This window comes from Methylobacterium tardum (assembly GCF_023546765.1).
Taxonomy (GTDB): Bacteria; Pseudomonadota; Alphaproteobacteria; order Rhizobiales; family Beijerinckiaceae; genus Methylobacterium; species Methylobacterium tardum.
Window position 1 is genome coordinate 3,144,785 of the sequence record NZ_CP097484.1, and the last position, 19,784, is coordinate 3,164,568.

A 19,784-nucleotide genomic window follows, 5' to 3' on the forward strand; every position below is an offset into this window, starting at 1 on the left:
GCGCAGGGAGCCAACCGTCCGCCTAAGCCGGTGTGATCACGGCCCGTCACTCGCTGTCCCGCTTCGGATGTAGCTGTCAGAGAGTTTCCGACGTGGCCTGCGGCACTCGACGGCGGGCTGGATCGACGCCATTGCTGGGCCAGGGCGTTTGGATAGACAGCCCGCAAGCTGCTGCGCCGAAGCGACGGCGTCAGCCTCAACCCCGTCCACCAAACCTACCATGGGCTGAGTCGCCTCGGATGTCAGACCTGTCTTCCTCCGATCTGTCCCCCTTCCGCGACCTACTCGGGGAGGGCGGTCTCATCACCGATGCCGGCAGCCTGATCCGCTACACCCATGATCAGCGCGCCCTGATGCAAGGGCAGACCCCAGGCGTCCTGCGACCACGCTCGACCGAGGAGGTCCGGGAGATTGTTCGCCGGCCGCGCGCCTCGGCTTCGGCCTCGTGCCTCAGGGCGGCAATACCAGCTACGTCGGTGGCGCCACGCCGGAGCCCGGTCGCGGTCAGCTCGTTGTGGCTCTTGAGCGAATGAATCAGGTCCGCTCGGTCGACCCGATGGGTTTTACGCTCGCCTGCGACGCTGGCACGATCCTCGCCGACGCACAGGCTGCTGCCGAGGCAAGCGGCTGTCTGCTGCCTCTCAGTCTGGGTGCCGAGGGTAGCTGCCGCCTCGGCGGCAACGTCGGCACCAACGCCGGCGGGCTGCAGGTGCTGCGCTATGGCATGACGCGCGACCTCGTGCTCGGACTGGAGGTCGTGCTGCCGGACGGATCGCTGTTTTCCGACATGCGGACGCTGCGCAAGAACAACATCGGCTACGACCTGAAGCAGCTCTTCATCGGCGCCGAGGGTACGCTCGGCATCGTCACGGGCGTGGTACTCAAGCTTTGGCCCGCGCAGACACGGCGCGCCACCGCCTGGATGCAACTCACGGCAGGCGCGCCGATCCCGGAGATTGCCGCTCTGGTCCGAAGAGAGACCGCAGACCTCGCCTCAACCTTCGAGCTCATCTCGGCATCATCACTGGAGCTCGTCGCCGACATGCGCGGCGCCGAACTCGGGCTTGCAGCCGGCCCAGGCGGCGCAGTGCTGCTCGAACTCTCCGCGTCCTCGCAGCGCATCCCGCTCGGCGACATCCTTCTGGGCACCCTGGAAGCGCTGATCGAAGCTGGCCATGTCGAGGATGCAGTGCTCGCTCAGTCGGAGCGGCAGCGACGCGAGATGTGGCTCATCCGCGAGACAATCCCGGAGGCAGAAAAGCACGCGGGCGGATCGGTGAAGCTCGACATCGCCGTTCCAACCTCCGCCGTCTCCGCCTTCCTGACCCGGGCAGGTGCGGTGGTGGAGGTGCAGGCTCCGGGCACGCGTTTGTCGTTCTACGGCCATGTCGGTGACGGCAACATCCACTTCAACCTCATGGTGCCGCCGGGCCGCGACCGGATCGGCTTCACGGGGGAAGTTGAGGAGGGCGTCGCTCATGCCGTCTACGCTGTAGCCATCGACCTCGGCGGGAGTTTCAGCGCTGAGTACGGGATCGGCCGATTCAAGCGCGACTTGCTGAGCCGCTATGGCGATCCGACCCGCCTGGCCCTGCTCGGCGCTCTCAAGCAGGCCATTGATCCGCAGGGATTGATGAATGCGGGGGCGATGATTTGACCGGCAGGGCGAAGCCGGCCTGGCAGTTCAGCTAGCGTGGCGAGAGCGCAAGGACACCGGTCGCGAGCTGAACCGGGGTGACGGATTGCCGACGCGCCGCGGCTCGGTCGGAACCTGAGACGAGCAGCAGAACCGGTCTCAGAATGGCATTACGAAAGATAGAGGTCGGGGAAACACAGCAGCACGGCGCGTCCGCTTCTGGCGTTTGCATCTCGGAAGCTGCCATTCCGCTTCCGGCCAAATCCCGTCGCACCTCATCGCCAGCGCACGCAAGACCAGACATTCCGGCCTCGCGCGCATTCCGGTCACTCATGAGATGGTTGAAGCTTGCATTAAGCAAAAACACGATAGGATGAGCTAGTATCTGACGTGCGTCGATCATCGTCGACCAATGGCGCAACCGCCAGAATGCAGACTTATTGAATTCAAAATATACATCTCAATTTCCAATACAAACTTATCGAGAGAGGTCCGCAGAGCATTTATCGCCGCCTGAAAGGACTCGCTTGAGTGGCAGCGATCGGCGGAAATTCTAAAAATTGAACGTGCCTCCGGACCGAGATCGCTATGAAGCGTCGCACGACATGCGAACCGTCCAACACGCATTGGATTGATGTCGACGCATACTCGCGTATCTTACGAAGTGACGGGCTCCATTTAAGAGGGCGCTTACGGAGGAGACGGACATGCATCCCGAATGGTCACGAAGATCATTGTTGACGTCCGGCTTAGGAGTCGGTGTGGCCTACACACTGACAGGTCGATCCGCACGCGCGCAGACTTACCCCGTGCGCCCAATACGCTTCGTCGTCGGCTATGCCCCGGGGGGCGCGACCGACGTGCTCGCACGACTTATCGCGGAGCCGCTCGGTCGGCGCCTTGGCCAGCAGGTTCTCGTCGAAAACCGACCAGGAGCTGGCAACAATATCGGCACCGATGTGGTCGTCCGGTCCGAGCCGGACGGCCATACCATCTTGCTTGTCAATCCCGCCAACGGCATTAACGACAGTCTGTACAAAAAGCTCAGTTTTAACTTCCAACGCGACATCGCGCCAGTGGCGGGGATCATGCTGTCTCCAAACATTATGGAGATTAATCCAAAACTCCCAATCACAACCGTAAAAGAGTTTATTGATTACTGCAAGGCCAGCCCGGACAAGGTGAACATGGCTTCAAGCGGAATTGGTACGTCTCTACACATGTCGGGTGAGCTGTTCAAAGCGATGACTGGCGTCCAGATGGTGCATGTGCCCTACCGCGGGGCCGGTCCGGCCATCATCGATATCATCGCGGGCCACGCCGACGTCATGTTTGACAATATGCCGTCTTCGATCGGCCACGTACGCGGGGGCACTCTGCGCGCCCTTGCGGTGACGACTGCCGAACGCTCGCCGGCACTGCCCGACGTGCCGACCGTGTCCGAGACGGTGCCAGGGTACGAAGCGAGCGCGTGGTTCGGAATCGGCGCGCCGCGCAAGACTCCACCGGCTTTGATCGCGCGCCTCAACAAAGAAATTAATGACATCCTGGCCGATCCCGTGATGGAGAAGAAACTCACTGATCTCGGTGGAACGCCATTGCGGGTGTCGCCGGAGGCATTCGGCGCATTGATTGCCGTGGAGATCGAGAAGTGGCGCAAGATCGTCGCATTCTCCGGCGCGACGGTCGACTGATCGGGCGCCCGCCAAGGGACGCCACCGAGGCAGCCTAACCTCCGGAAGTCTTGATCATCTCGGCAGTTGGCGCATGTCGGTCATCGCTTCCGTCTCGGTCTGCCGAGGAGCGACCTAATATCATGCGCATAACGGAGGTCGCGATTTGGAAGACGACTATCATCGATATGAACGCGAGCAGTGTCGCACTGATCGGCTGGGAGACGAACACGTTGAAGCTACCCCTGCCTAGCAGCATGGCGCGGCGGAAGTTCTCTTCCAGCATTGGACCCAGGATGAAGCCCAGCATGAGCGGGGCCGGGTCGAGGCTCAGGCGCATCAAGACGTAGCCGAGCAGCCCGAAGCCTGCGGTGATGAAAACATCGTCGAGATTATTATTTACGCTGTATGTGCCAATACAGCAGAAAAACAGGATCGATGGAAACAGTACGCTGTAGGGAATCTTGAAGATTGACAGCCAGAACCGGACGAGCGGAACGTTCAGGATCAGAAGGAAGCAATTGCCGATCCACATGCTGGCGACGAGGCCCCAGAATAGGTCCGGGTGCTTGGCGATCATGTTGGGGCCGGGCTGGATGCCCTTGATGATGAAGGCCGCCATCATCAATGCCATGACGGCGTTCTCGGGGATGCCGATGCTCATAAGCGGGATGAAGCTCGTCCGGGCTGCGGACTCGTCGGCGGCGGCTTGTCCTGCGACACCCTCGATCGACCCCGACCCGATTTCGTGGCGGTACTTCGAGACCTTCTTGTCGATCGCGTAGGCGGCGAACTGCGCAATCGTGGGCCCGCCCCCCGGCAGGATCCCGAGCACTGAGCCCACGACGCTGCCGCGGAGCGCGCTCGGGATGATACGCTTGAATTCAGGCCAACTCGGCATCAGGCGGATCTTGCCGTTGAACGGCGTTCGCTCCTCGCGGGCGTCGAGGTTCCGGCAGATCTCGGCCATGCCGAAGCAGCCGAGGGCGACGCTCACCACGCTCACGCCGTCCATGAGTGGCGTGAGACCGAGGGTGAAGCGAAGTGTGCCGGATTCCAGGTCGGTCCCGATCTGCCCCAGCAGCACCCCGAGCAGGCACATTGCGAGGCCATTCAGGAGGCTGCCGGTTGTCACGAGGCTGACGCAGACGAACCCGAGCAGCATCAGGGCGAAGTACTCGGCCGGCCCGAACAGGAAGGCCACTTGACCGAGCAGGGGCGCCAGGAAGGCCAGTACGACGATGGCGACCGTACCGCCGATGAAGCTCGACACGCCAGCGGTAAATAGGGCGAGGCCAGTACGTCCGTTGAGCGTCATCTGGTAGCCGTCGATGCAGGCCACGATGCTCGACGCATGCGGGATCTTCATGGTGATCGCGCTGACACTGTCGCCGTACTGGGCGCCGTAGTAGATCCCCGCGAGCATGATCAACGCGCCGTCGACCGGGATAGAATAGGTCAGGGGCAGCAGTAGACTGATCGTCGCGAGTGGGCCGAGTCCGGGCAGCAGCCCGATCATGGTGCCGATGACGCAGCCGATCGCGCAGTACAGCAGATTGCTCCAGGTGAGCGCGTGCTCGAACCCGAAGGAGAGGTTCGTGATGACGTCCATCAGATCACCTGCAGGTTGAGACCGAGCAGCATCTGGAAGGCGAGCGCGATCGCGACGAGCGCGACCGAGGTGGCCAGCACCCGCTTCCAGGAGTAGGACGTGGCCGCGAGGGACGCGATCATGACGAGGAGCACGATCCCGAGGATCATGCTGGCGACCTTCGCGGCGACGACGAAGGCGACGAGGGCGAGCAGGATGATGCCGATGTTCCTCCAGGCGAAATGGAGGGGCGTTGCGGGTTCGAACCAAGCCTTGACCAGCGTGAGGAGGCCGATCAGGAGCAGCAGGGAGCTGATAATGAGCGGGAACAATCCCGCGCCGGCATGGGCGAAGCTGCCGATGGGATAGCGGAGCGCCGTCAGGCCGAAGCAGAGGGCGATGGCGCTGAGGACCACCCCCGGGCGGCGTTCTGGTTGACCATGTCGTAGCTCCTGACTTGGCGGCGCCTGCGCCGCGGTTTCGGGCGGGGATCCCGGGCCCGCCCGGCTCGGAGAGAGATGGCTCAGCCGGGGGCCGGGCCGCGGGCCGTCGCGGCGAGGCCGCCGTCGATGAGGAGCTCGGTACCGGTGACGTAGGCTGCCCGATCAGAGGCGAGGAACAGGGCTGCCTCCGCGACGTCGAAGGCGGTGCCCATCCGGCCGAGGGGGCATTGCGACGCCCTGACCGCCTTCATGCGCTCAAGACCGCCCTTGTAGGCGCCAGCGACGGTCTTCTCGATTCTGGGTGTGTCGATGAGGCCCGGGACGATCGTGTTGGCCCGGATGCCGTAGGGCGCGTTCTCGACCGCCAGCAGACGCTGGTACTGGATTAGCGCCGCCTTGGTAGCGCCGTAGGCGAGGTGCGGATAGCCGACGTCGCGCAGGCCTGCGATCGAGGCCGTGGCGAGGATGACGCCGCGTCGGCGCTTTCGCATGGCGGGGACGACGGTCGTAGCCGCGAGGTGGAGCGCGGTGAGGTTCGCGTCCGAGATCCGGCGCCAGTCGGCGACCGTCGTTTCGGTCGAGGGGCCGGCCTTCCCGATGCCGACGTTGAAGTAGAGGATGTCGATCCCGCCGGAGGCCGCGCCTGCCGCCTCGAGACAGGCGACGAGTTCGTCGTCGTTGGAGACGTCGACGCTGACGGCCTCCGCGCTGCCGCCTTCCTGCAGGATCAGATCCCGGGTCTCCTGCGCCGCGGCCGGCTCGCGGTCGACGGCGACGACGTGGGCGCCGGCCCTGGCGTAGAGCATGCAGATCGCCTTGCCGATGCCCCAGCCGGCACCGATCGAGCCGGCGCCGAGGACTACGGCGACGCGTCCTTCGAGCTCGCGATCGGGGGCGTCGCCTTCGCGGCAGTCGTCATCGTGTCGTCCCTTCCTTCGAGGGTCTTCGGTCCCGGGCGGACGGTTCGGCGCGCCCCGTCGTGGGTCGGCGGAACCGCCCGACGCCGCGCTACATCTTCGGCACGCCGGCCTGCTCGATCACGGTCTTCCACTTCTTCAGCTCGCCCTCGCCGAATCGGCCGAGATCCTCCGGCGTCCCGCCCTCGGGCACGCCGCCGTTGTCGGCGATGAACTTCACGAACCCTGGCTCCTTGAGCATCGCGTTCACGGCCGCGTTCACCCGATCCACGATCGGGCGCGGGGTGTTGGCCGGGGCGTAGAGCCCGAACCAAGCGCTGACGTCGTAGCGCGAAAGGTCGGCGCTCTTGGTCGCCTCCGCGATGGTCGGGATGTGGGGGGCCTGGGGCGAGGGCTTCAGCGTCGTCACCGCCAGCGCCTTCATGTTGCCCGCCGTCACGTAGGGATAGACCGACGGCATGTTGTCGAAGATCAACTGCGTCTGGTTGCCCATGACCGAGACCAGCGCCTGCGCGCTGCCGTGGAACGGCACGTGGGTCATCTTGATGCCAGTCATCGCCTTGAACATCTCGCCCGACAGGTGCGTCGAGGCGCCTGCGCCGGACGAGGCGAAGTTCAGGGCATCCGGATGGGCCTTGGCGTACGCGATGAGCTCGTCGACCGAGTTCACCGGAAGGTCCTTGTTGACGGCCAGGATGTTGGGGATCGTCTCGATGAAGACGATCGGCACGAAGCTCGTCACCGGATCGTAGCGCAGGTGCGTGTAGAGGTTCGGCGCGATGCCGTGGGACGACACCTGGCCCAGGAACAGGGTGTAGCCATCGGGCTTGGCGTTCGCGGCGAGCGCCGTCCCCAACGTACCGCCGGCGCCGGGCCTGTTGTCGACCACGACGGTCTTGCCGAGAGCGCTCGAGAGTCCTTCCGCCACCTTGCGCGCCAGGACGTCCGTGGCGCCGCCCGCCGAGTAGGGGACGATGAGCGACACCGTGCGGGTGGGCCAAGCCGGCTGCGCCTGCGCCGCACCGGGCAAAGGGTCCATGGCGCCGGTCGCCAATGCGGCGCCCAGCGTCAGGATTCCCAGGCCTCGCCGAGTCAGAGATCCCATGGTGTCCTCCCGTTTGGCTCGCGGACTTCGCCCGCGTTTCTTGCGTCGCGTCGGTTTCGGCGGGCGATCAAGCGGACCCGATCGTCATCCCGCCGCACACGTAGAGAACCTGCCCGGTCACGAAGCCGGCGCGGTCGGACAGGAAGAAGCTGACGGCGTCGGCGACGTCGTCCGGGGTGCCGAGGCGCGCCGCCGGAACCGCACGGATGATCGCTTCCGTGCGCGGGTCGCCCGGCGGGTTGACCGCATCGAACAGGCTCGTCCGGATCGGGCCCGGCCCGACGGCGTTCACCGTGATGCCGTGGCGCCCGAGCTCCAGCGCCCAGGTCTTCGTCATCCCGTGCAGGCCGGCCTTCGACGCCGAGTAGACGGTGCGCAGCTCCTTGCCGAGGGCGACCCGGCTGGAGATGTTGACGATGCGACCGCGGCCGGCCGCCTTCATGTCCGGCAGGAGCGCCTGCGCGCAGATGATCGGCGCCTTGAGGTTCACCGCCGCGACGGCGTCGAGGCTTGCCGGATCGGTGTCCTCGAGGGAGGCGGGGGCCGCGATGCCGGCGTTGTTGACGAGGCGCGTCACCGTCCGGCCCACGATGGCGTTCGCGAGCCTCCCCGGCAGTGCGGCCGCGTCGGACAGGTCGACCTCGATGAAGCTGTCCAAGGCGTCGTGCTCCGGCTTAACCATGTCGGCGACGATGACCTTGAAGCCGTCCGCGGTGAGCCGCTGCGCGATCGCTCCGCCGATGTTGCGGCTGCCGCCGGTGACGAGCGCATGATCGGGCATCGTCAGGCCTCGTAGGGGATGGACTTGTCGGCGAGATCCCAGATGAAGCGGCCGCTCGGGCGCTGCTGCTCCTCGGCGATGTGGGCCACGAGCCCGGCCGTGCGGCCGATCAGAGAGAAGCCGCGCATCAGCTCGACCGGCACGCCCATCTCGCCGAGGAGCGCGGCGGTGGCGCCCGTGGCGTTGATGGTGATGTGCCGGCCCGCCCTCTGGTCGACCACCTCCGACAGGAGGCGCAGGGCGGCGACATGGCGGCCGGCGAGACCGTTCTCGGCCCCGATCTCCAGGAGGCGGACGGCGCGGGGATCCTCCGGACGGTGGAGGTGGTGGCCGAAGCCCGGCATGTGCACCTTGCGGGCCTTGTGATCGTCCACGACGCGCTCGGCCAGCGTGCGCTGCGCGTCTTCCTCCAGGGCGACGAGTTGGTTCAGGATCCGGGCGTTGTTCTCGACCGTGCCGACGAACTGGCTGCCGACCGCCAGCAGGCCCGCGGCCACCGCGCCCTGCATGTTCTCCGGCGCGCTCATGTAGATTGAGCGTGTCGCGATGGCGCTCGGCGTGAAGCCGTGCTCCATCATGGTGATCATGATGGCGTTGAGCACGCGGCGCTCGCCGTCCGAGACGTCCCGTCCCAGGATGTGGGCGGCGGCCTCCGCGACGAAGTCGGGCGTCGCGCCGGGCTTCAGGATGTCGGTGACGAGGTTCTTCTCGCGGTAGTAGATCGCGTCCGTCGTGTGGTGGCTCAGGGCCGTGGTCGGCGTCCTGCGGCTCGTGTCGGTGCTCATGCCTGCTGCCTTTCCCGCGCGGCGCGCGCGACGTGGTCGTCGACCAGGACCTGCTTCTGCAGCTTCCCGTAGTTGTTCCGCGGCAGGGCCTCGTAGACGGCGATCGACTTCGGCGCCTTCACCGAGCCCAGGCGGTCCTTGACGAAGCGGACGATCTCATCGGCATCGGCCGTCACGCCGGCCCGCAGTTCGACCGCGCCGTGGACCGCCTCGCCCCACTTGTCGTCCGGCACGCCGAAGATCGCGCAGTCCGCCACGGCCGCGTGCTGTGCCAGCACCGGCTCGACGTCGGCGGGGTAGACGTTGAAGCCGCCCGTGATGATCAGGTCCTTCGCCCGCCCCTTGATCGACAGGAAGCCGTCCTCGTCGAAAGCTGCCGAGGTCGCCGGTGAGCAGCCAGCCGTCCCGGATCGTCTCCGCGGTCTTGTCCGGCTGCTTCCAGTAGCCCGTCATCACGAGATCGCCGCGGATGGCGATCTCGCCGTAGGCGCCGGTCGGCAGGATGGTGCCTTCGGGATCGAGGATCGCGACCCGGGTCAGCATGGTCTCGCGGCCGACGGTGGCGCGCTTGTCCGGACGCATCAGCTCCTCGGCCGAGATCATGGTGGCGATCTGGGGCGCCTCCGTCTGGCCGTAGGTCGAGGCGATGCAGGGGCCGAACACGGACTGCGCCTGCGCGATCGCGTCTGGGCGCATCGCGGCCGAGCCGTAGACGAGGTTGCGAAGGTGCGGGTAGGAGCCCCGCCGCGCCGCCGGCAGCTCCATCATCATGTAGATGACGGTCGGCGGAAGGAAGGTCGTCGCGATGCGCTCCTCGGCGAAGCAACGCAGCACCTCTTCCGGCCGCGGCTGGTCGCGCAGCACGAGCGTCCCGCCCGTGCCCAGGGTCGGCAGGATGTAGGTCGAGGTGCCGTGGGTGATCGGCGCGGCCGCAAGCAGGCGCTCGCCCGGCCTCAAACTCCAGGCCGCGACCTGGGTCGCGATGTTCGTGTTCCAGGCCCGGTAGGGCTGCATCACTCCTTTGGGCTTGCCCGTGGTCCCGCCGGTGAACTTGATCGCCTGCGTCGCGTGGAGAGGCAGCGCGTGGAAGCGCGGCGCCGAGCCTGCGTGCGACCGAACGAGGCCGCCCGTGGTGCCGGCACCCCCGTCCGGGTCGGCCACGAGGATCGCTGCCCCGGCACCTTCGGCGAGCGGGCGCGCGGTCGCGTCCGCGATGACGATCGAGGCCTCCGTGAAGGAGATGCCGAGGCCGATCTCGGCGGCCTTGTTCTTCGGATAGAGGGGAACCCATACCTTCCCGGCCGCCAGCACGGCGAGCCACGCCACCACGTGCTCGACGTGGTTGAAGCAGCAGATGCCGACGCGAGACTGCGGCTCTGGATCGAGGGCCTGCAGCCCGGCCGCCAGCGCCCCGGCGCGCGTGGCGAGATCCGCGTAAGTTACTCGGGCATCGCCGAATTCCAGGGCGATTGCCTCGGGAGTGCGGGCTGCCTGACGGTAGAAGAGGTCGATCGGGTACATCGGTCAAGCGGCCTCAGCGTGGAAACCAGCATCCGTGACGGCGCGGCGGAAGGTTACGGCGATTCCGGCCCGGGCGTGGGGATGCAGGTGGGAGATTGTGTTGGTGACGGAGACGGCGCAGACCAAGGTGCCGTGTTTGAAGACCGGGATCGCGAGCGCACCGATGTCCGGGATGATCAGCGCCTCGTTCACAACGTAGCCGTCGCCCGCAAACCGCTCGCAGGCCTCTGTCACAAGCAAGGCTGTCAGCCGCCCGTACTTGAGGTAGCGCTCTGTCTCGCGGGCGATGACCGCCGCCCGAATCTCCCTTGGCTGCGCTGCCAGAAGGGCAAGGCTCGCCGCGCCGACGCCGAGGGGGCGCCGAGCCCCCACCTTCAGCGTGCTGACGAGGATCTGAGCATGTCCGTCCAGGACCGCGATGCAAAGGGCCTCACCCTGGGACTGCACTGACAGGTTGATGATGCCCCCGAGGGTCCGTTGGGCGATGTCGAGGGCGGGGCGCAGGGTCTTGCGCAACTGAAGGAATTCCAGGTCGGGACCGGCACGATTGACGATCTCGTATGGCATCAGCCCGAGAAAGTACCGCTTCGTGTAAGGATCGAAGTTCAGGAAGTTCTCATCAACGAGAGCTGTGAGCAGACGATGCGCGGTCGCGACGTGCAGGCCGGTCCGGTTGGCTGCGGAACTCAGGCTGACGCCTTTTTGGCTTCGCTCGGCGACGACGACTAGCAACGCCAGCGCCTTCGACAGTGACGAGCGCGGCTCCTCCACGCGGGGCGCGACTGTCTCCAGCAGCATCATTCCTCCCGGAAGTTTATTCGTTGCCACCAGTGTGCAGCCCCCAATTCGAGACTGTCCAGACTGATATCTCGGATCTCGAAAAATCTTTCTCGGTAGGCGAGAAGGTTTGTGCCGTTGACACTTTAAGGCGGCCGACCGGTGCGCTTGGGGTCAAAGTGGCCGCGCTACGCGAATGGGCGCAGGCAGTGGCCGATAGACATCGGCGAGCGCAGAGCTTGGCCTCTTTGGCGTCCGCCTCGGCGAATGGACCGAGCTCCGCGACTGGTCTGGGTCGGTGGAGGACCGTCCGCTTTTTCTGCAACCTCTCTTCCAAGCAGACTGGCGGCTTTCGGCCACGCTACGCCATGCCGGATAGCCGATAGGCGAAAAATCGGCCGTTCGGCTTTGCGCCTATCTCGGCCATTCGGTGATCAAAGCCGGTATCTCGGAAGCGGACGTCGGCTCGCGCTGGATGAAAAGCCTCAGATGTGCGCCAAGCACAATAGGACCCGAAGTTCGGAGAAAGAGCGACTAGAAGGATCTGGGCTGTCTGCTTGGGGGAACAGCTACAGGCCAGCGGGCACGGCTTAGTGCTCGGTTTCGATCCAGCTGAAGGCGGCTGAGTTCTGCGAAACGCTTGTCACGTCATTCAATCGATCGAGCCGCCTTTCTGCAGCTCCACGCTTGGCGGACGGCCGCTGCAAGGGAGCAGAATTCATGTCGACGCCAGGAGGGGGCGCGCTTCCGGCATCGAGAGCTTCGGCGCATTTTTGTCGCGGGAGCCGTGACGTACAGCGCTGGACGAACGCTGCCAACGGACCACGCACGCCATCCCTTGAGGGGCCCTCGCATTAGGGATACTGAATACATTAAGATCGTTCCAGAGAGAGGGTCCGATGGCACGACTGAACGTCAACGGCGTCGTGCGGGAGGTTGATGCCGAGCCCGACACGCCGCTCCTCTGGGTCATCCGCGAGCAGATCGGGTTGACTGGCACCAAGTACGGGTGCGGCATCGCTCAGTGTGGCGCCTGCACCGTGCATATTGACGGGGCGGCCGTCCGCTCCTGTTCAATGCCGCTCTCCGCGGTCGAGCCAGGTCAGAAGATCATCACGATCGAGGGGCTTGCCCCGAATGCCAGCCATCCGGTCCAGCAGGCCTGGGCCGAGCTCGACGTGCCGCAATGCGGCTTTTGCCAGCCCGGGATGATCATGGCCTCGGCGGCGCTACTGGCGCAGAACCCGCGTCCGAGTGAGGAGCAGATCCGCCAGGAGATCACCAACATCTGCCGCTGCGGCACCTATAACCGCGTGCTCGCGGGCATCAAGATTGCCGCCGAGCGCGGTCAGTCCGGCTGACGGAGAGAGAGCAGATGAATCTCGAATCCAAGGCCTCCGCGCAGGCTGCCCGCCCTACCCGCCGCACACTGCTTGCCGGCGCCGGTCTCTTCACCCTGGGCTTCCACATCCCGTTCCCCGCACGCGCCGCGACCCTCGACGCGGCGCCCACGACGCCGGAGGTGAACGCCTGGGTTGTGGTGAAGCCGGACGAGACTGTGGTGATCCGCATCGCCCGTTCGGAAATGGGCCAGGGCACGCTTACCGGCCTCGCGCAGCTCGTCGCCGAGGAACTCGACTGCGACTGGGCCAGGGTCACCACCGAGTATCCGAGCCCTGGCCAGAACCTCGCCCGCAAGCGCATCTGGGGCGACTACTCGACCGGCGGCAGCCGGGGCGTGCGCGATTCCCACGAGTACGTGCGTAAAGGCGGCGCCGCCGCCCGCACCATGCTTATTGCCGCCGCCGCGAAGGGCTGGGGCGTGCCGCCCGCCGAGTGCCGCGTCGAGCGGGGCGTGATCACCCACGGCCCTTCCGGCCGAAGCACCACTTACGGCGCTGTCGCCGCAGAGGCGGCCAAGATCGAGCCGCCGAAGGACGTGGTGCTCAAGGATCCGAAGGACTGGACCATCGCTGGCAAGCCGCTGAAGCGGCTCGACACCCTGCCTAAGCTCGACGGCAGCCAGGTCTACGGGATCGATCTCAAGCTGCCCGGCCTGCTCAACGCCGCAATCCGCGACTGTCCGGTCACCGGCGGCAGCGTGAAGAGCTTCGACGCCGCAGCGGTGTCGGGCATGCCCGGCGTGAAACGAGTCATCCAGGTCGGCGACAGCGCGGTCGCGGTGGTGGCCGACACGTTCTGGCGTGCCAAGACTGCCCTCGACGCCCTTCCGGTCGTCTGGGACGAGGGTCCGAACGCGAAAGTTTCCAGCGAGACCATCGCGGCGACCCTGCGCGAGGGGCTCGACGCCGAGCAGGCCTTCGTCGGCAACAAGGCCGGCGACGTGATCGATGCGCTGAAGGGCGCTGCCAAAGTGGTGGAGGCCGTCTACGGCGTGCCGTTCCAGAACCACGCCACGATGGAACCGATGAACGCGACCGCGCTCTGGACGCCGGAGCGCTGCGAGGTCTGGACGCCGACGCAGAACGGCGAGGCTGCGCTGGCCGCGACTGCCGACGCCGCCGGGCTGCCGGCCACGTCCTGCGAGGTCTACAAGATCCATCTCGGTGGCGGCTTCGGCCGGCGGGGCGCCACGCACGACTGGGTGCGGCAGGCGGTGCTCATCGCGAAGGAGATGCCGGGCACGCCGGTCAAGCTGATCTGGACCCGCGAAGAGGACATGACGCACGGCCGGTACCACCCGGTCACGCAGTGCCGGATGCGCGCCGCCCTTGATAGGGACGGCAACCTGACCGGGCTGCACATGCGCATCTCCGGCCAGTCAATCCTGGCCGCAATCGCCCCTCAACGCATGGTCGAGGGTCGCGATCCGGTCACCTTCCAGGGGCTCAATCCCGGAGGGCCGGAGGCCGCGATCGGCTACACGATCCCGAACATCCTCGCCGATCACGCGATGCGCAACCCGCACATCCTGCCGGGCTTCTGGCGGGGCGTGAACCTGAACCCGAACGCCATCTATCTCGAATGCTTTATGGACGAGTTGGCCCACGCCGCCGGCCAGGATCCGCTGGCCTTCCGTCTGAAGCTGATGGACAACCACCCGAAGCACCGGGCCGTGCTGCAGGCGGTGGCCGAGCGGATCGGCTGGGCCAACAAACCGCCCGAGGGCATCTATCGCGGCATCTGCCAGACGATGGGGTTCGGCAGCTACGTGGCGGGCGCGGCCGAGGTCTCGGTCTCTGACCAAGGCGAGTTGAAGATCCACCGTATCGTGGCGGCCACCGATCCCGGCCACGCGGTCAACCCGCAGCAGATCGATGCGCAGGTCGTGGGCTCCTTCGTTTACGGTCTTTCGGCCGCGCTGTACGGCGCCTGCACGGTGAAGGACGGGCGCATCGAGCAGACGAACTTCGACAGCTATCCCGTGATGCGGATGGACACGATGCCGGCAGTCGAGGCCATCCTGATGCCGTCCGGCGGCTTCTGGGGGGGCGTCGGCGAGCCGACGATCGCGGTTGCCGCGCCGGCCGTGCTCAACGCGATCTTCGCGGCGACCGGCAAGCGCGTTCGCCAGCTGCCGCTGAAGGACACGGATCTGCGCCGGGCATGAGGGCGATGACTCCGGCGCTCGCACTGCTCACCACCCTCGCCGGGGGAACGGGCGCGGGCGCCGCCGGGATGGGGCCGCCGCCCGGGGCCTCGTCCTGCACCGGCTGCCACGCCGAGGGCTCCGCGACGGGCGTGCTTGCGGGACGACCGGAGGCCGAAATCGTCGCTGCGCTTGATGCCTTTCGCTCGGGGACGCGCCCAGCGACGATCATGAACCGCATCGCCAAGGGGTTCGACGCGCAGGAGAGCCAGGCCATCGCTGCCTGGTTCGCGGCGCAAGGGCCGCGGTGATGCGCGCTTCGCCCTCCCCGACCCGCCGTGCCCTGATCGGTGGAGCCGCGGCCGCCGCACTGGCGCGCCCAGCACTCGGCGGCACACCTCCGCGCGTCGTGGTCGTGGGAGCCGGGTTCGGAGGCGCCACGGCGGCGCGCTGCCTCGCCGCGGGCGGCGTCGACGTGACCCTGATCGAGGCGGCCGAGCGCTATGTCACCTGCACGGGCAGCAACGCGGTCGTCGTTGGCCTGCGCGGAATCCAGGCACAAACCTTTGGCTACGAGGCTTTTGATCGGGCTGGACTGAGCTTCGTGCGTGGGGCGGCGAATGCAGTGGATGCGGCGGCGCGCCGGGTAATCCTCGGCGATGGCACGGCACTGCCCTACGACCGCCTGATCCTCTCGCCGGGCATCGAGCTCCGCTTCGACGCAGTGCCGGGCTACGACGCGAAGGCCGCCGAGGCGATGCCCCATGCCTGGAAGGCCGGGGAGCAGACGGTGCTCCTCGCCCGCCAGCTCGAGGCCATGCCGGAGGGCGGCACGGTGGTCATCTCGGTGCCCGCCAACCCGTATCGCTGCCCGCCCGGCCCCTACGAGCGCGCGAGCCTGATCGCTCATCTCCTGAAGACCCGGAAGCCGAAGGCGAAGCTCGTCCTACTCGACGCCAAGGACACGTTTTCGAAGCAGAAGCTGTTCGAGGCGGCCTGGGCGAAGCTGTACCCGGACGTCCTCGAATACGTGCCGCTCGCTTCAGGCGGTGCAGTCACGGAAGTCGACTCCGCCGCGATGGTCGTGCGTACTGACTTCGCCGAGTACAAGGCAGATGTGGCCTGCATCATCCCGCCCCAGCGCGCCGGCCGTATCGCCGCGCAGGCCGGCTGCGCCGACCGCAGCGGCTGGTGCCCGATCGATCCCGTGACCTTTGAATCGCGCCTCGTACCGGGCGTCCATGTCATCGGTGACGCAGCGATCGCCGGGGCGATGCCGAAATCCGCCTTCTCGGCGAACTCGCAGGCCAAGGTCTGCGCGCAGGCGGTGATCGATCTGCTGGCCGGACGGGAGCCCGAGAGCCCGAAGCTCATCAACACCTGCTGGAGCCTTGTCGCACCGGGCAACGGCATCTCGATCGCAGGCGTCTTCCGCCCGACCGACGGGCTCCTCGCGGACGTTCCGGGAGCCGGTGGGATCAGCCCCCTCGACGCGCCCGAAGAGGTGCGCGCGCAAGAGGCAGCCTATGGCGAGAGCTGGTATCGGACGATCACCCGGGACGTGTTCGGATGAGGCAGGGCCGCTTGGCCCTCATGCTCGTGCTGGCGCTCGCCGCCCCGCCGGCGCAGGCCGAGGAGGGCTTGGTACCCACCTCGGTCGTTGGCGACGCCATCCCTGAGAGCCTCACCGGCGCGCCGGGCGATGCCGCGCGTGGCCGGGCCATCGTCGTGGACCGGATCCGCGGGCTCTGCCTTCTCTGCCATGCCGGGCCCTTCCCGGAGGAGCGGTTTCAGGGCAACCTCGCGCCGGATCTCACGGGTGTCGGCGGGCGGCTGAGCCCGGGGCAGCTGCGCCTGCGGCTGGTGGATGGACGGGCATTGAACCCGGAGACGATCATGCCATCCTATTATAACCTCGCGGGTCTCGCCCGCGTGGGGCGGGCGTGGCAGGGGCGCCCAATCCTGAGCGCGGCCGAGATCGAGGATGTCGTCGCCTTTCTGGCGACGTTGCGCGAGGCTGGCCCCGAGAAAAGCCGATGAGCAGGCACAGGAGACGGAGCGCGAGTTCGATGGACCGGCGCGGCGCGCTCGCTGGGTTGGCTGGGACCGTGCTTGTCATCGCGCTGCGTCCCGCCGCCGCGGCGACGCTGCCGCGCACGGAAACGACCGAATCCGCCATCCGGCGCTTCGCGGGTGACAACCCGATCCGTCCGGGCCGGGTGACCCTCGACCTGCCGCCGCTCGTGGAGAACGGCAACACGGTGCCGCTCACCGTCAGTGTGGAGAGCGCGATGACGCCCGAGGATCACGTGCGCCGGATCGGGGTATTCAACGAGAGGAATCCGCAGCCGAACGTCGTCACGGTTCACCTCAGGCCGGGCGCCGGCCGCGCGCAGGTCTCGACACGTATCCGGCTCGCCGACACCCAGCGCATCACCGCCATCGCCGAGATGAGCGATGGGACCTACTGGTCGGCGAGCGCGGATGCCATCGTGACCCTCGCCGCCTGCCTGGAGGGCTGACCCCGATGGCCCGGACGCTGATCAACCTGCCCAAGTCCGCCAAGCCCGGCGACACGATCACGATCAAGACTCTGATCTCTCACCCGATGGAGACGGGCTTCCGGCCCGGTGCGGACGGCCGCATCCTGCCGCGCAACATCGTGACGCACTTCGTCTGCCGCTTCGAGGACGAGGAGATCTTCCGGGTCGAGCTGTTTCCCGCCTCGGCCGCCAACCCTTACCTGACCTTCACTTGGATCGCGACGCGCAGCGGCCGCTTCAGCTTCACGTGGCGCGGCGATGGCGGCTTCGACCAGACCGAGTCCGCAGCGATCACCGTAGCCTGAGCCCGGCCGTGCCGCGCCGCCTAGGCTCCCTGCTGCCGATGGCTTTCTTGGGGCTGCTCCTCTCCGGCGCTCTTGCTGGAGCGGAGCCGATTTCGCCGACCGAGCGGCGCTCGGGCTTCGACCAGATGAGCTCCGAGATCCAGGCGATGCAGCGGGACGACGGGGCCAATCCCGGCATGCTCGCGGTTGCGGATGGGGAAGACCTCTGGACGAAGGCGCCTCCCTCCGGTCGGCCCGCCTGCGCCGGCTGTCACGGCGCGGCCTCTTCGACGATGCGGGGCGTCGCGACACGCTATCCCGCCTGGGACGCGCAGACCCAAAAACCCATCGACCTCCAGACCCGGGTCAACACCTGCCGACGGGAGTATCAGGGCGTAGAGCCGCTCGCCTACGAGAGCCCGGACCTGCTGGCGCTCACGGCCTTCATCGCCGCGCAGTCCCGCGGGCTGCCGATGACCCCGCCGGACGATCCCCGGCTCGATCCCACACGAGCGGAGGGCCGCACGCTTTTCGAGGCGCGTCAGGGACAGCTTGGCCTGTCCTGCGCGATCTGCCACGACGACCATTGGGGCCGCCACCTTGGCGCGGCGGTGATCCCGCAGGGACATCCAACCGGCTACCCGCTCTATCGCCTCGAATGGCAGGGTCTCGGGTCATTACAGCGACGCCTGCGTAACTGCCTCACCGGTATGCGTGCCGAGCCCTTCGGGTACGGCGCGCCGGAATACATTGCGCTCGAACTCTACCTCGCGACCCGAGCCGCCCCGCTGCCGCTGGAGACGCCGGCCGTGCGGCCCTGATCCACCCTATAGGCCGGCCACCTCCCGATGCCGCGTCCGTATTTCACGTCGGTCACGATGGTAACGCGCCAGAAGGGGTCGCGCGAACGCCTCGGCCGCCCGCCAATCCGCAACTTCATCCGTCCCCCTGGCCCAAGAGACGCGCCGGTGGCGGAGTAAAGCGCCGCGCTTACACCGACTCGGCCGCACGCCTACATACGCGGTATGCCTATCGTCCTGGCGCTCGGCGTCGCCCTTCTGTTCGGCCTCGTGTTCGGACCCCAGTGGTGGGTGCGCCGGGCGATGCAGCAACACGCCACCGAGCGGCCGGACCTGCCCGGAACCGGAGGCGAACTTGCCCGCCATCTGCTCGACCTGGCACGGCTCGAGCACGTTCCCGTCGAGATCGCGCAAGCCGACCACTACGATCCAGTCGCGAACGTCGTGCGCCTGTCGCCGGAGAACCATAACGGCCGCTCCATCACGGCGGTCGCGGTCGCAGCACATGAGGTTTCTCACGCGCTCCAGCACGCGGCGGGGGATCGGCTGCTCGCGGCGCGGGTGACCTTCGCCCAGGTCGTCCGGGGCTTCGAGTTCGCCGCGGCCGTGATGATGATGACTGCGCCTGTGGTGCTCGCCGTCGTCCATTCGCCTGTCCTGCTCGCCCTACAGGTCGGTGTCGGCATCGCGCTCCTCAGCGTTCGCCTTATGTTTCACCTCTTGACGCTGCCCGTCGAGCTCGACGCGAGCTTCCGCCGGGTTTTGCCCATCCTGGAAACGGGTTGCTTCCTTGACGCTGACGATATGCTTGGCGCCCGCACCGTACTGCGCGCCGCGGCCCTCACCTACGTGGCCTCCTCCCTCGTGTCGCTCGTGAACATCGCCCGCTTCCGGCGACTCCTCCCGTTCTAAGACCTGCCAGGCGCGCGTCCGTTTTTTGCTCCGCTCAGCTGCAAGCGGACTGTCTTCCATCGGCCATTACGCCTCACCAGATAGCCGTCGGCCGAAAATCTGGACGTTCGGCTCTGCGCCCATCTCGGCCACCCAAGCGCTCTTCTTTCGTCCTCCAGAGCGGACGTCCCGATTTCCCCGGGCGTTCAATGAATCAAGCCAGCGCTCGCCGACGCACAGGCCGTCGGGAATGTTGGTGCTACTTTCCTCTGCCGAGCCATGCCGACGCAGCTCGGCATCAGGACAAACGCGAGCGTCTGCCGAGATCCGGCCAACTCATGCAATGCGAGAGTAGCGACGCTCGAGACGGCTTTCCCCGCGATGGCAGATAGGCCGGGCTGTCAGGACGCGCTCGCCTCCGCCGAGGCAAGGAAAGTCCGCACGGTCTTGCACAGAAAGGTGGCACCGGCCGGGTTTGTCGAGGGAT

20 protein-coding genes are annotated in these 19,784 nt (G+C 66.9%); 11 read left to right on the forward strand and 9 right to left on the reverse strand.

Features of this window, described 5'->3' with window-relative positions; all coding sequences use genetic code 11:
* The first annotated feature begins 445 nt into the window (after window positions 1–445).
* The gene (locus M6G65_RS15070) at window positions 446–1,657 is read left to right on the forward strand and encodes an FAD-binding oxidoreductase (RefSeq protein WP_250104124.1); all 1,212 of its coding nucleotides are present in this window, start codon (window positions 446–448) and stop codon (window positions 1,655–1,657) included.
* A 686-nt stretch (window positions 1,658–2,343) separates the two neighbouring features.
* Entirely contained in the window at window positions 2,344–3,330 is a 987-nt protein-coding gene (locus M6G65_RS15075) for a Bug family tripartite tricarboxylate transporter substrate binding protein (RefSeq protein ID WP_373323682.1), read from the forward strand.
* A 34-nt stretch (window positions 3,331–3,364) separates the two neighbouring features.
* On the opposite strand, the gene M6G65_RS15080 is transcribed toward M6G65_RS15075, so the two are convergent.
* From M6G65_RS15080 to M6G65_RS15120, 9 genes are all read right to left on the reverse strand, one after another.
* The gene (locus tag M6G65_RS15080) at window positions 3,365–4,921 is read right to left on the reverse strand and encodes a tripartite tricarboxylate transporter permease (RefSeq protein WP_238195342.1); all 1,557 of its coding nucleotides are present in this window, start codon (window positions 4,919–4,921) and stop codon (window positions 3,365–3,367) included.
* Entirely contained in the window at window positions 4,921–5,316 is a 396-nt protein-coding gene (locus tag M6G65_RS15085) for a tripartite tricarboxylate transporter TctB family protein (protein WP_250104125.1), read from the reverse strand. The genes M6G65_RS15080 and M6G65_RS15085 overlap by 1 nt, the downstream gene beginning before the upstream one ends.
* Window positions 5,317–5,423: 107 nt before the next feature.
* Window positions 5,424–6,149, reverse strand: a complete 726-nt coding sequence (locus M6G65_RS15090) for an SDR family NAD(P)-dependent oxidoreductase (RefSeq protein WP_250104126.1) — start codon at window positions 6,147–6,149, stop codon at window positions 5,424–5,426.
* A gap of 202 nt (window positions 6,150–6,351) precedes the next feature.
* Window positions 6,352–7,299 (reverse strand): Bug family tripartite tricarboxylate transporter substrate binding protein, encoded by a 948-nt coding sequence (locus M6G65_RS15095; RefSeq protein WP_250104127.1) that lies wholly within the window; start codon window positions 7,297–7,299, stop codon window positions 6,352–6,354.
* Window positions 7,300–7,432: 133 nt separating this feature from the next.
* Complete coding sequence (locus M6G65_RS15100; RefSeq protein WP_250104128.1) at window positions 7,433–8,146, reverse strand: SDR family NAD(P)-dependent oxidoreductase; 714 nt, start codon at window positions 8,144–8,146, stop codon at window positions 7,433–7,435.
* Between the two features lie 2 nt (window positions 8,147–8,148).
* Window positions 8,149–8,931: a citryl-CoA lyase gene (locus M6G65_RS15105; RefSeq protein ID WP_250104129.1), complete on the reverse strand. Its 783-nt coding sequence runs from the start codon at window positions 8,929–8,931 to the stop codon at window positions 8,149–8,151.
* A complete protein-coding gene (locus M6G65_RS15110) occupies window positions 8,928–9,188 on the reverse strand; it encodes an AMP-binding enzyme (RefSeq protein ID WP_347710488.1) in 261 nt (86 codons plus the stop codon). The genes M6G65_RS15105 and M6G65_RS15110 overlap by 4 nt, the downstream gene beginning before the upstream one ends.
* A complete protein-coding gene (locus tag M6G65_RS15115) occupies window positions 9,088–10,452 on the reverse strand; it encodes a class I adenylate-forming enzyme family protein (protein ID WP_250104131.1) in 1,365 nt (454 codons plus the stop codon). Before M6G65_RS15115 ends, M6G65_RS15110 begins: the two co-directional genes overlap by 101 nt.
* A gap of 3 nt (window positions 10,453–10,455) precedes the next feature.
* Window positions 10,456–11,253, reverse strand: coding sequence for an IclR family transcriptional regulator (locus M6G65_RS15120; RefSeq protein ID WP_238195335.1), 798 nt, complete (start codon window positions 11,251–11,253; stop codon window positions 10,456–10,458).
* A gap of 875 nt (window positions 11,254–12,128) precedes the next feature.
* Here M6G65_RS15120 and M6G65_RS15125 point away from each other — a divergent pair.
* The 9 genes from M6G65_RS15125 (at window position 12,129) to M6G65_RS15165 (ending at window position 19,318) form a co-directional block, all read left to right on the forward strand.
* The gene (locus M6G65_RS15125) at window positions 12,129–12,590 is read left to right on the forward strand and encodes a (2Fe-2S)-binding protein (protein WP_238195334.1); all 462 of its coding nucleotides are present in this window, start codon (window positions 12,129–12,131) and stop codon (window positions 12,588–12,590) included.
* Between the two features lie 14 nt (window positions 12,591–12,604).
* A complete protein-coding gene (locus M6G65_RS15130; protein ID WP_250104132.1) occupies window positions 12,605–14,800 on the forward strand; it encodes a xanthine dehydrogenase family protein molybdopterin-binding subunit in 2,196 nt (731 codons plus the stop codon).
* Entirely contained in the window at window positions 14,797–15,090 is a 294-nt protein-coding gene (locus tag M6G65_RS15135; protein ID WP_238195332.1) for a c-type cytochrome, read from the forward strand. Before M6G65_RS15130 ends, M6G65_RS15135 begins: the two co-directional genes overlap by 4 nt.
* Window positions 15,090–16,352 carry an NAD(P)/FAD-dependent oxidoreductase gene (locus M6G65_RS15140; RefSeq protein ID WP_238195331.1) on the forward strand — a complete coding sequence of 421 codons (1,263 nt, stop codon included), beginning with the start codon at window positions 15,090–15,092 and terminating at the stop codon, window positions 16,350–16,352. Before M6G65_RS15135 ends, M6G65_RS15140 begins: the two co-directional genes overlap by 1 nt.
* Window positions 16,349–16,819 (forward strand): sulfur oxidation c-type cytochrome SoxX, encoded by a 471-nt coding sequence (soxX, locus tag M6G65_RS15145; protein ID WP_373323681.1) that lies wholly within the window; start codon window positions 16,349–16,351, stop codon window positions 16,817–16,819. The genes M6G65_RS15140 and soxX overlap by 4 nt, the downstream gene beginning before the upstream one ends.
* A 29-nt stretch (window positions 16,820–16,848) precedes the next feature.
* A complete protein-coding gene (locus M6G65_RS15150) occupies window positions 16,849–17,301 on the forward strand; it encodes a SoxY-related AACIE arm protein (RefSeq protein ID WP_238195330.1) in 453 nt (150 codons plus the stop codon).
* Window positions 17,302–17,306: 5 nt separating this feature from the next.
* A complete protein-coding gene (locus M6G65_RS15155) occupies window positions 17,307–17,627 on the forward strand; it encodes a thiosulfate oxidation carrier complex protein SoxZ (protein WP_238195329.1) in 321 nt (106 codons plus the stop codon).
* A 38-nt stretch (window positions 17,628–17,665) separates the two neighbouring features.
* Window positions 17,666–18,427: a sulfur oxidation c-type cytochrome SoxA gene (gene soxA / locus M6G65_RS15160; RefSeq protein ID WP_238195328.1), complete on the forward strand. Its 762-nt coding sequence runs from the start codon at window positions 17,666–17,668 to the stop codon at window positions 18,425–18,427.
* A 204-nt stretch (window positions 18,428–18,631) separates the two neighbouring features.
* Complete coding sequence (locus M6G65_RS15165) at window positions 18,632–19,318, forward strand: zinc metallopeptidase (RefSeq protein WP_238195327.1); 687 nt, start codon at window positions 18,632–18,634, stop codon at window positions 19,316–19,318.
* The last annotated feature ends 466 nt before the right edge of the window (window positions 19,319–19,784 follow it).

What these genes read in the sequence shown, in the direction of transcription:
- M6G65_RS15075 (WP_373323682.1), top strand. Translation starts at nt 2,344, where the DNA reads ATGCATCCCGAATGGTCACGAAGATCATTGTTGACGTCCGGCTTAGGA.
- M6G65_RS15080 (WP_238195342.1), bottom strand. Translation starts at nt 4,921, where the DNA reads ATGGACGTCATCACGAACCTCTCCTTCGGGTTCGAGCACGCGCTCACC.
- M6G65_RS15090 (WP_250104126.1), bottom strand. Translation starts at nt 6,149, where the DNA reads ATGCTCTACGCCAGGGCCGGCGCCCACGTCGTCGCCGTCGACCGCGAG.
- M6G65_RS15095 (WP_250104127.1), bottom strand. Translation starts at nt 7,299, where the DNA reads ATGGACCCTTTGCCCGGTGCGGCGCAGGCGCAGCCGGCTTGGCCCACC.
- M6G65_RS15100 (WP_250104128.1), bottom strand. Translation starts at nt 8,146, where the DNA reads ATGCCCGATCATGCGCTCGTCACCGGCGGCAGCCGCAACATCGGCGGA.
- M6G65_RS15105 (WP_250104129.1), bottom strand. Translation starts at nt 8,931, where the DNA reads ATGAGCACCGACACGAGCCGCAGGACGCCGACCACGGCCCTGAGCCAC.
- M6G65_RS15115 (WP_250104131.1), bottom strand. Translation starts at nt 10,452, where the DNA reads ATGTACCCGATCGACCTCTTCTACCGTCAGGCAGCCCGCACTCCCGAG.
- M6G65_RS15120 (WP_238195335.1), bottom strand. Translation starts at nt 11,253, where the DNA reads ATGATGCTGCTGGAGACAGTCGCGCCCCGCGTGGAGGAGCCGCGCTCG.
- M6G65_RS15125 (WP_238195334.1), top strand. Translation starts at nt 12,129, where the DNA reads ATGGCACGACTGAACGTCAACGGCGTCGTGCGGGAGGTTGATGCCGAG.
- M6G65_RS15130 (WP_250104132.1), top strand. Translation starts at nt 12,605, where the DNA reads ATGAATCTCGAATCCAAGGCCTCCGCGCAGGCTGCCCGCCCTACCCGC.
- M6G65_RS15135 (WP_238195332.1), top strand. Translation starts at nt 14,797, where the DNA reads ATGAGGGCGATGACTCCGGCGCTCGCACTGCTCACCACCCTCGCCGGG.
- M6G65_RS15140 (WP_238195331.1), top strand. Translation starts at nt 15,090, where the DNA reads ATGCGCGCTTCGCCCTCCCCGACCCGCCGTGCCCTGATCGGTGGAGCC.
- soxX (WP_373323681.1), top strand. Translation starts at nt 16,349, where the DNA reads ATGAGGCAGGGCCGCTTGGCCCTCATGCTCGTGCTGGCGCTCGCCGCC.
- M6G65_RS15150 (WP_238195330.1), top strand. Translation starts at nt 16,849, where the DNA reads ATGGACCGGCGCGGCGCGCTCGCTGGGTTGGCTGGGACCGTGCTTGTC.
- M6G65_RS15155 (WP_238195329.1), top strand. Translation starts at nt 17,307, where the DNA reads ATGGCCCGGACGCTGATCAACCTGCCCAAGTCCGCCAAGCCCGGCGAC.
- soxA (WP_238195328.1), top strand. Translation starts at nt 17,666, where the DNA reads ATGGCTTTCTTGGGGCTGCTCCTCTCCGGCGCTCTTGCTGGAGCGGAG.
- M6G65_RS15165 (WP_238195327.1), top strand. Translation starts at nt 18,632, where the DNA reads ATGCCTATCGTCCTGGCGCTCGGCGTCGCCCTTCTGTTCGGCCTCGTG.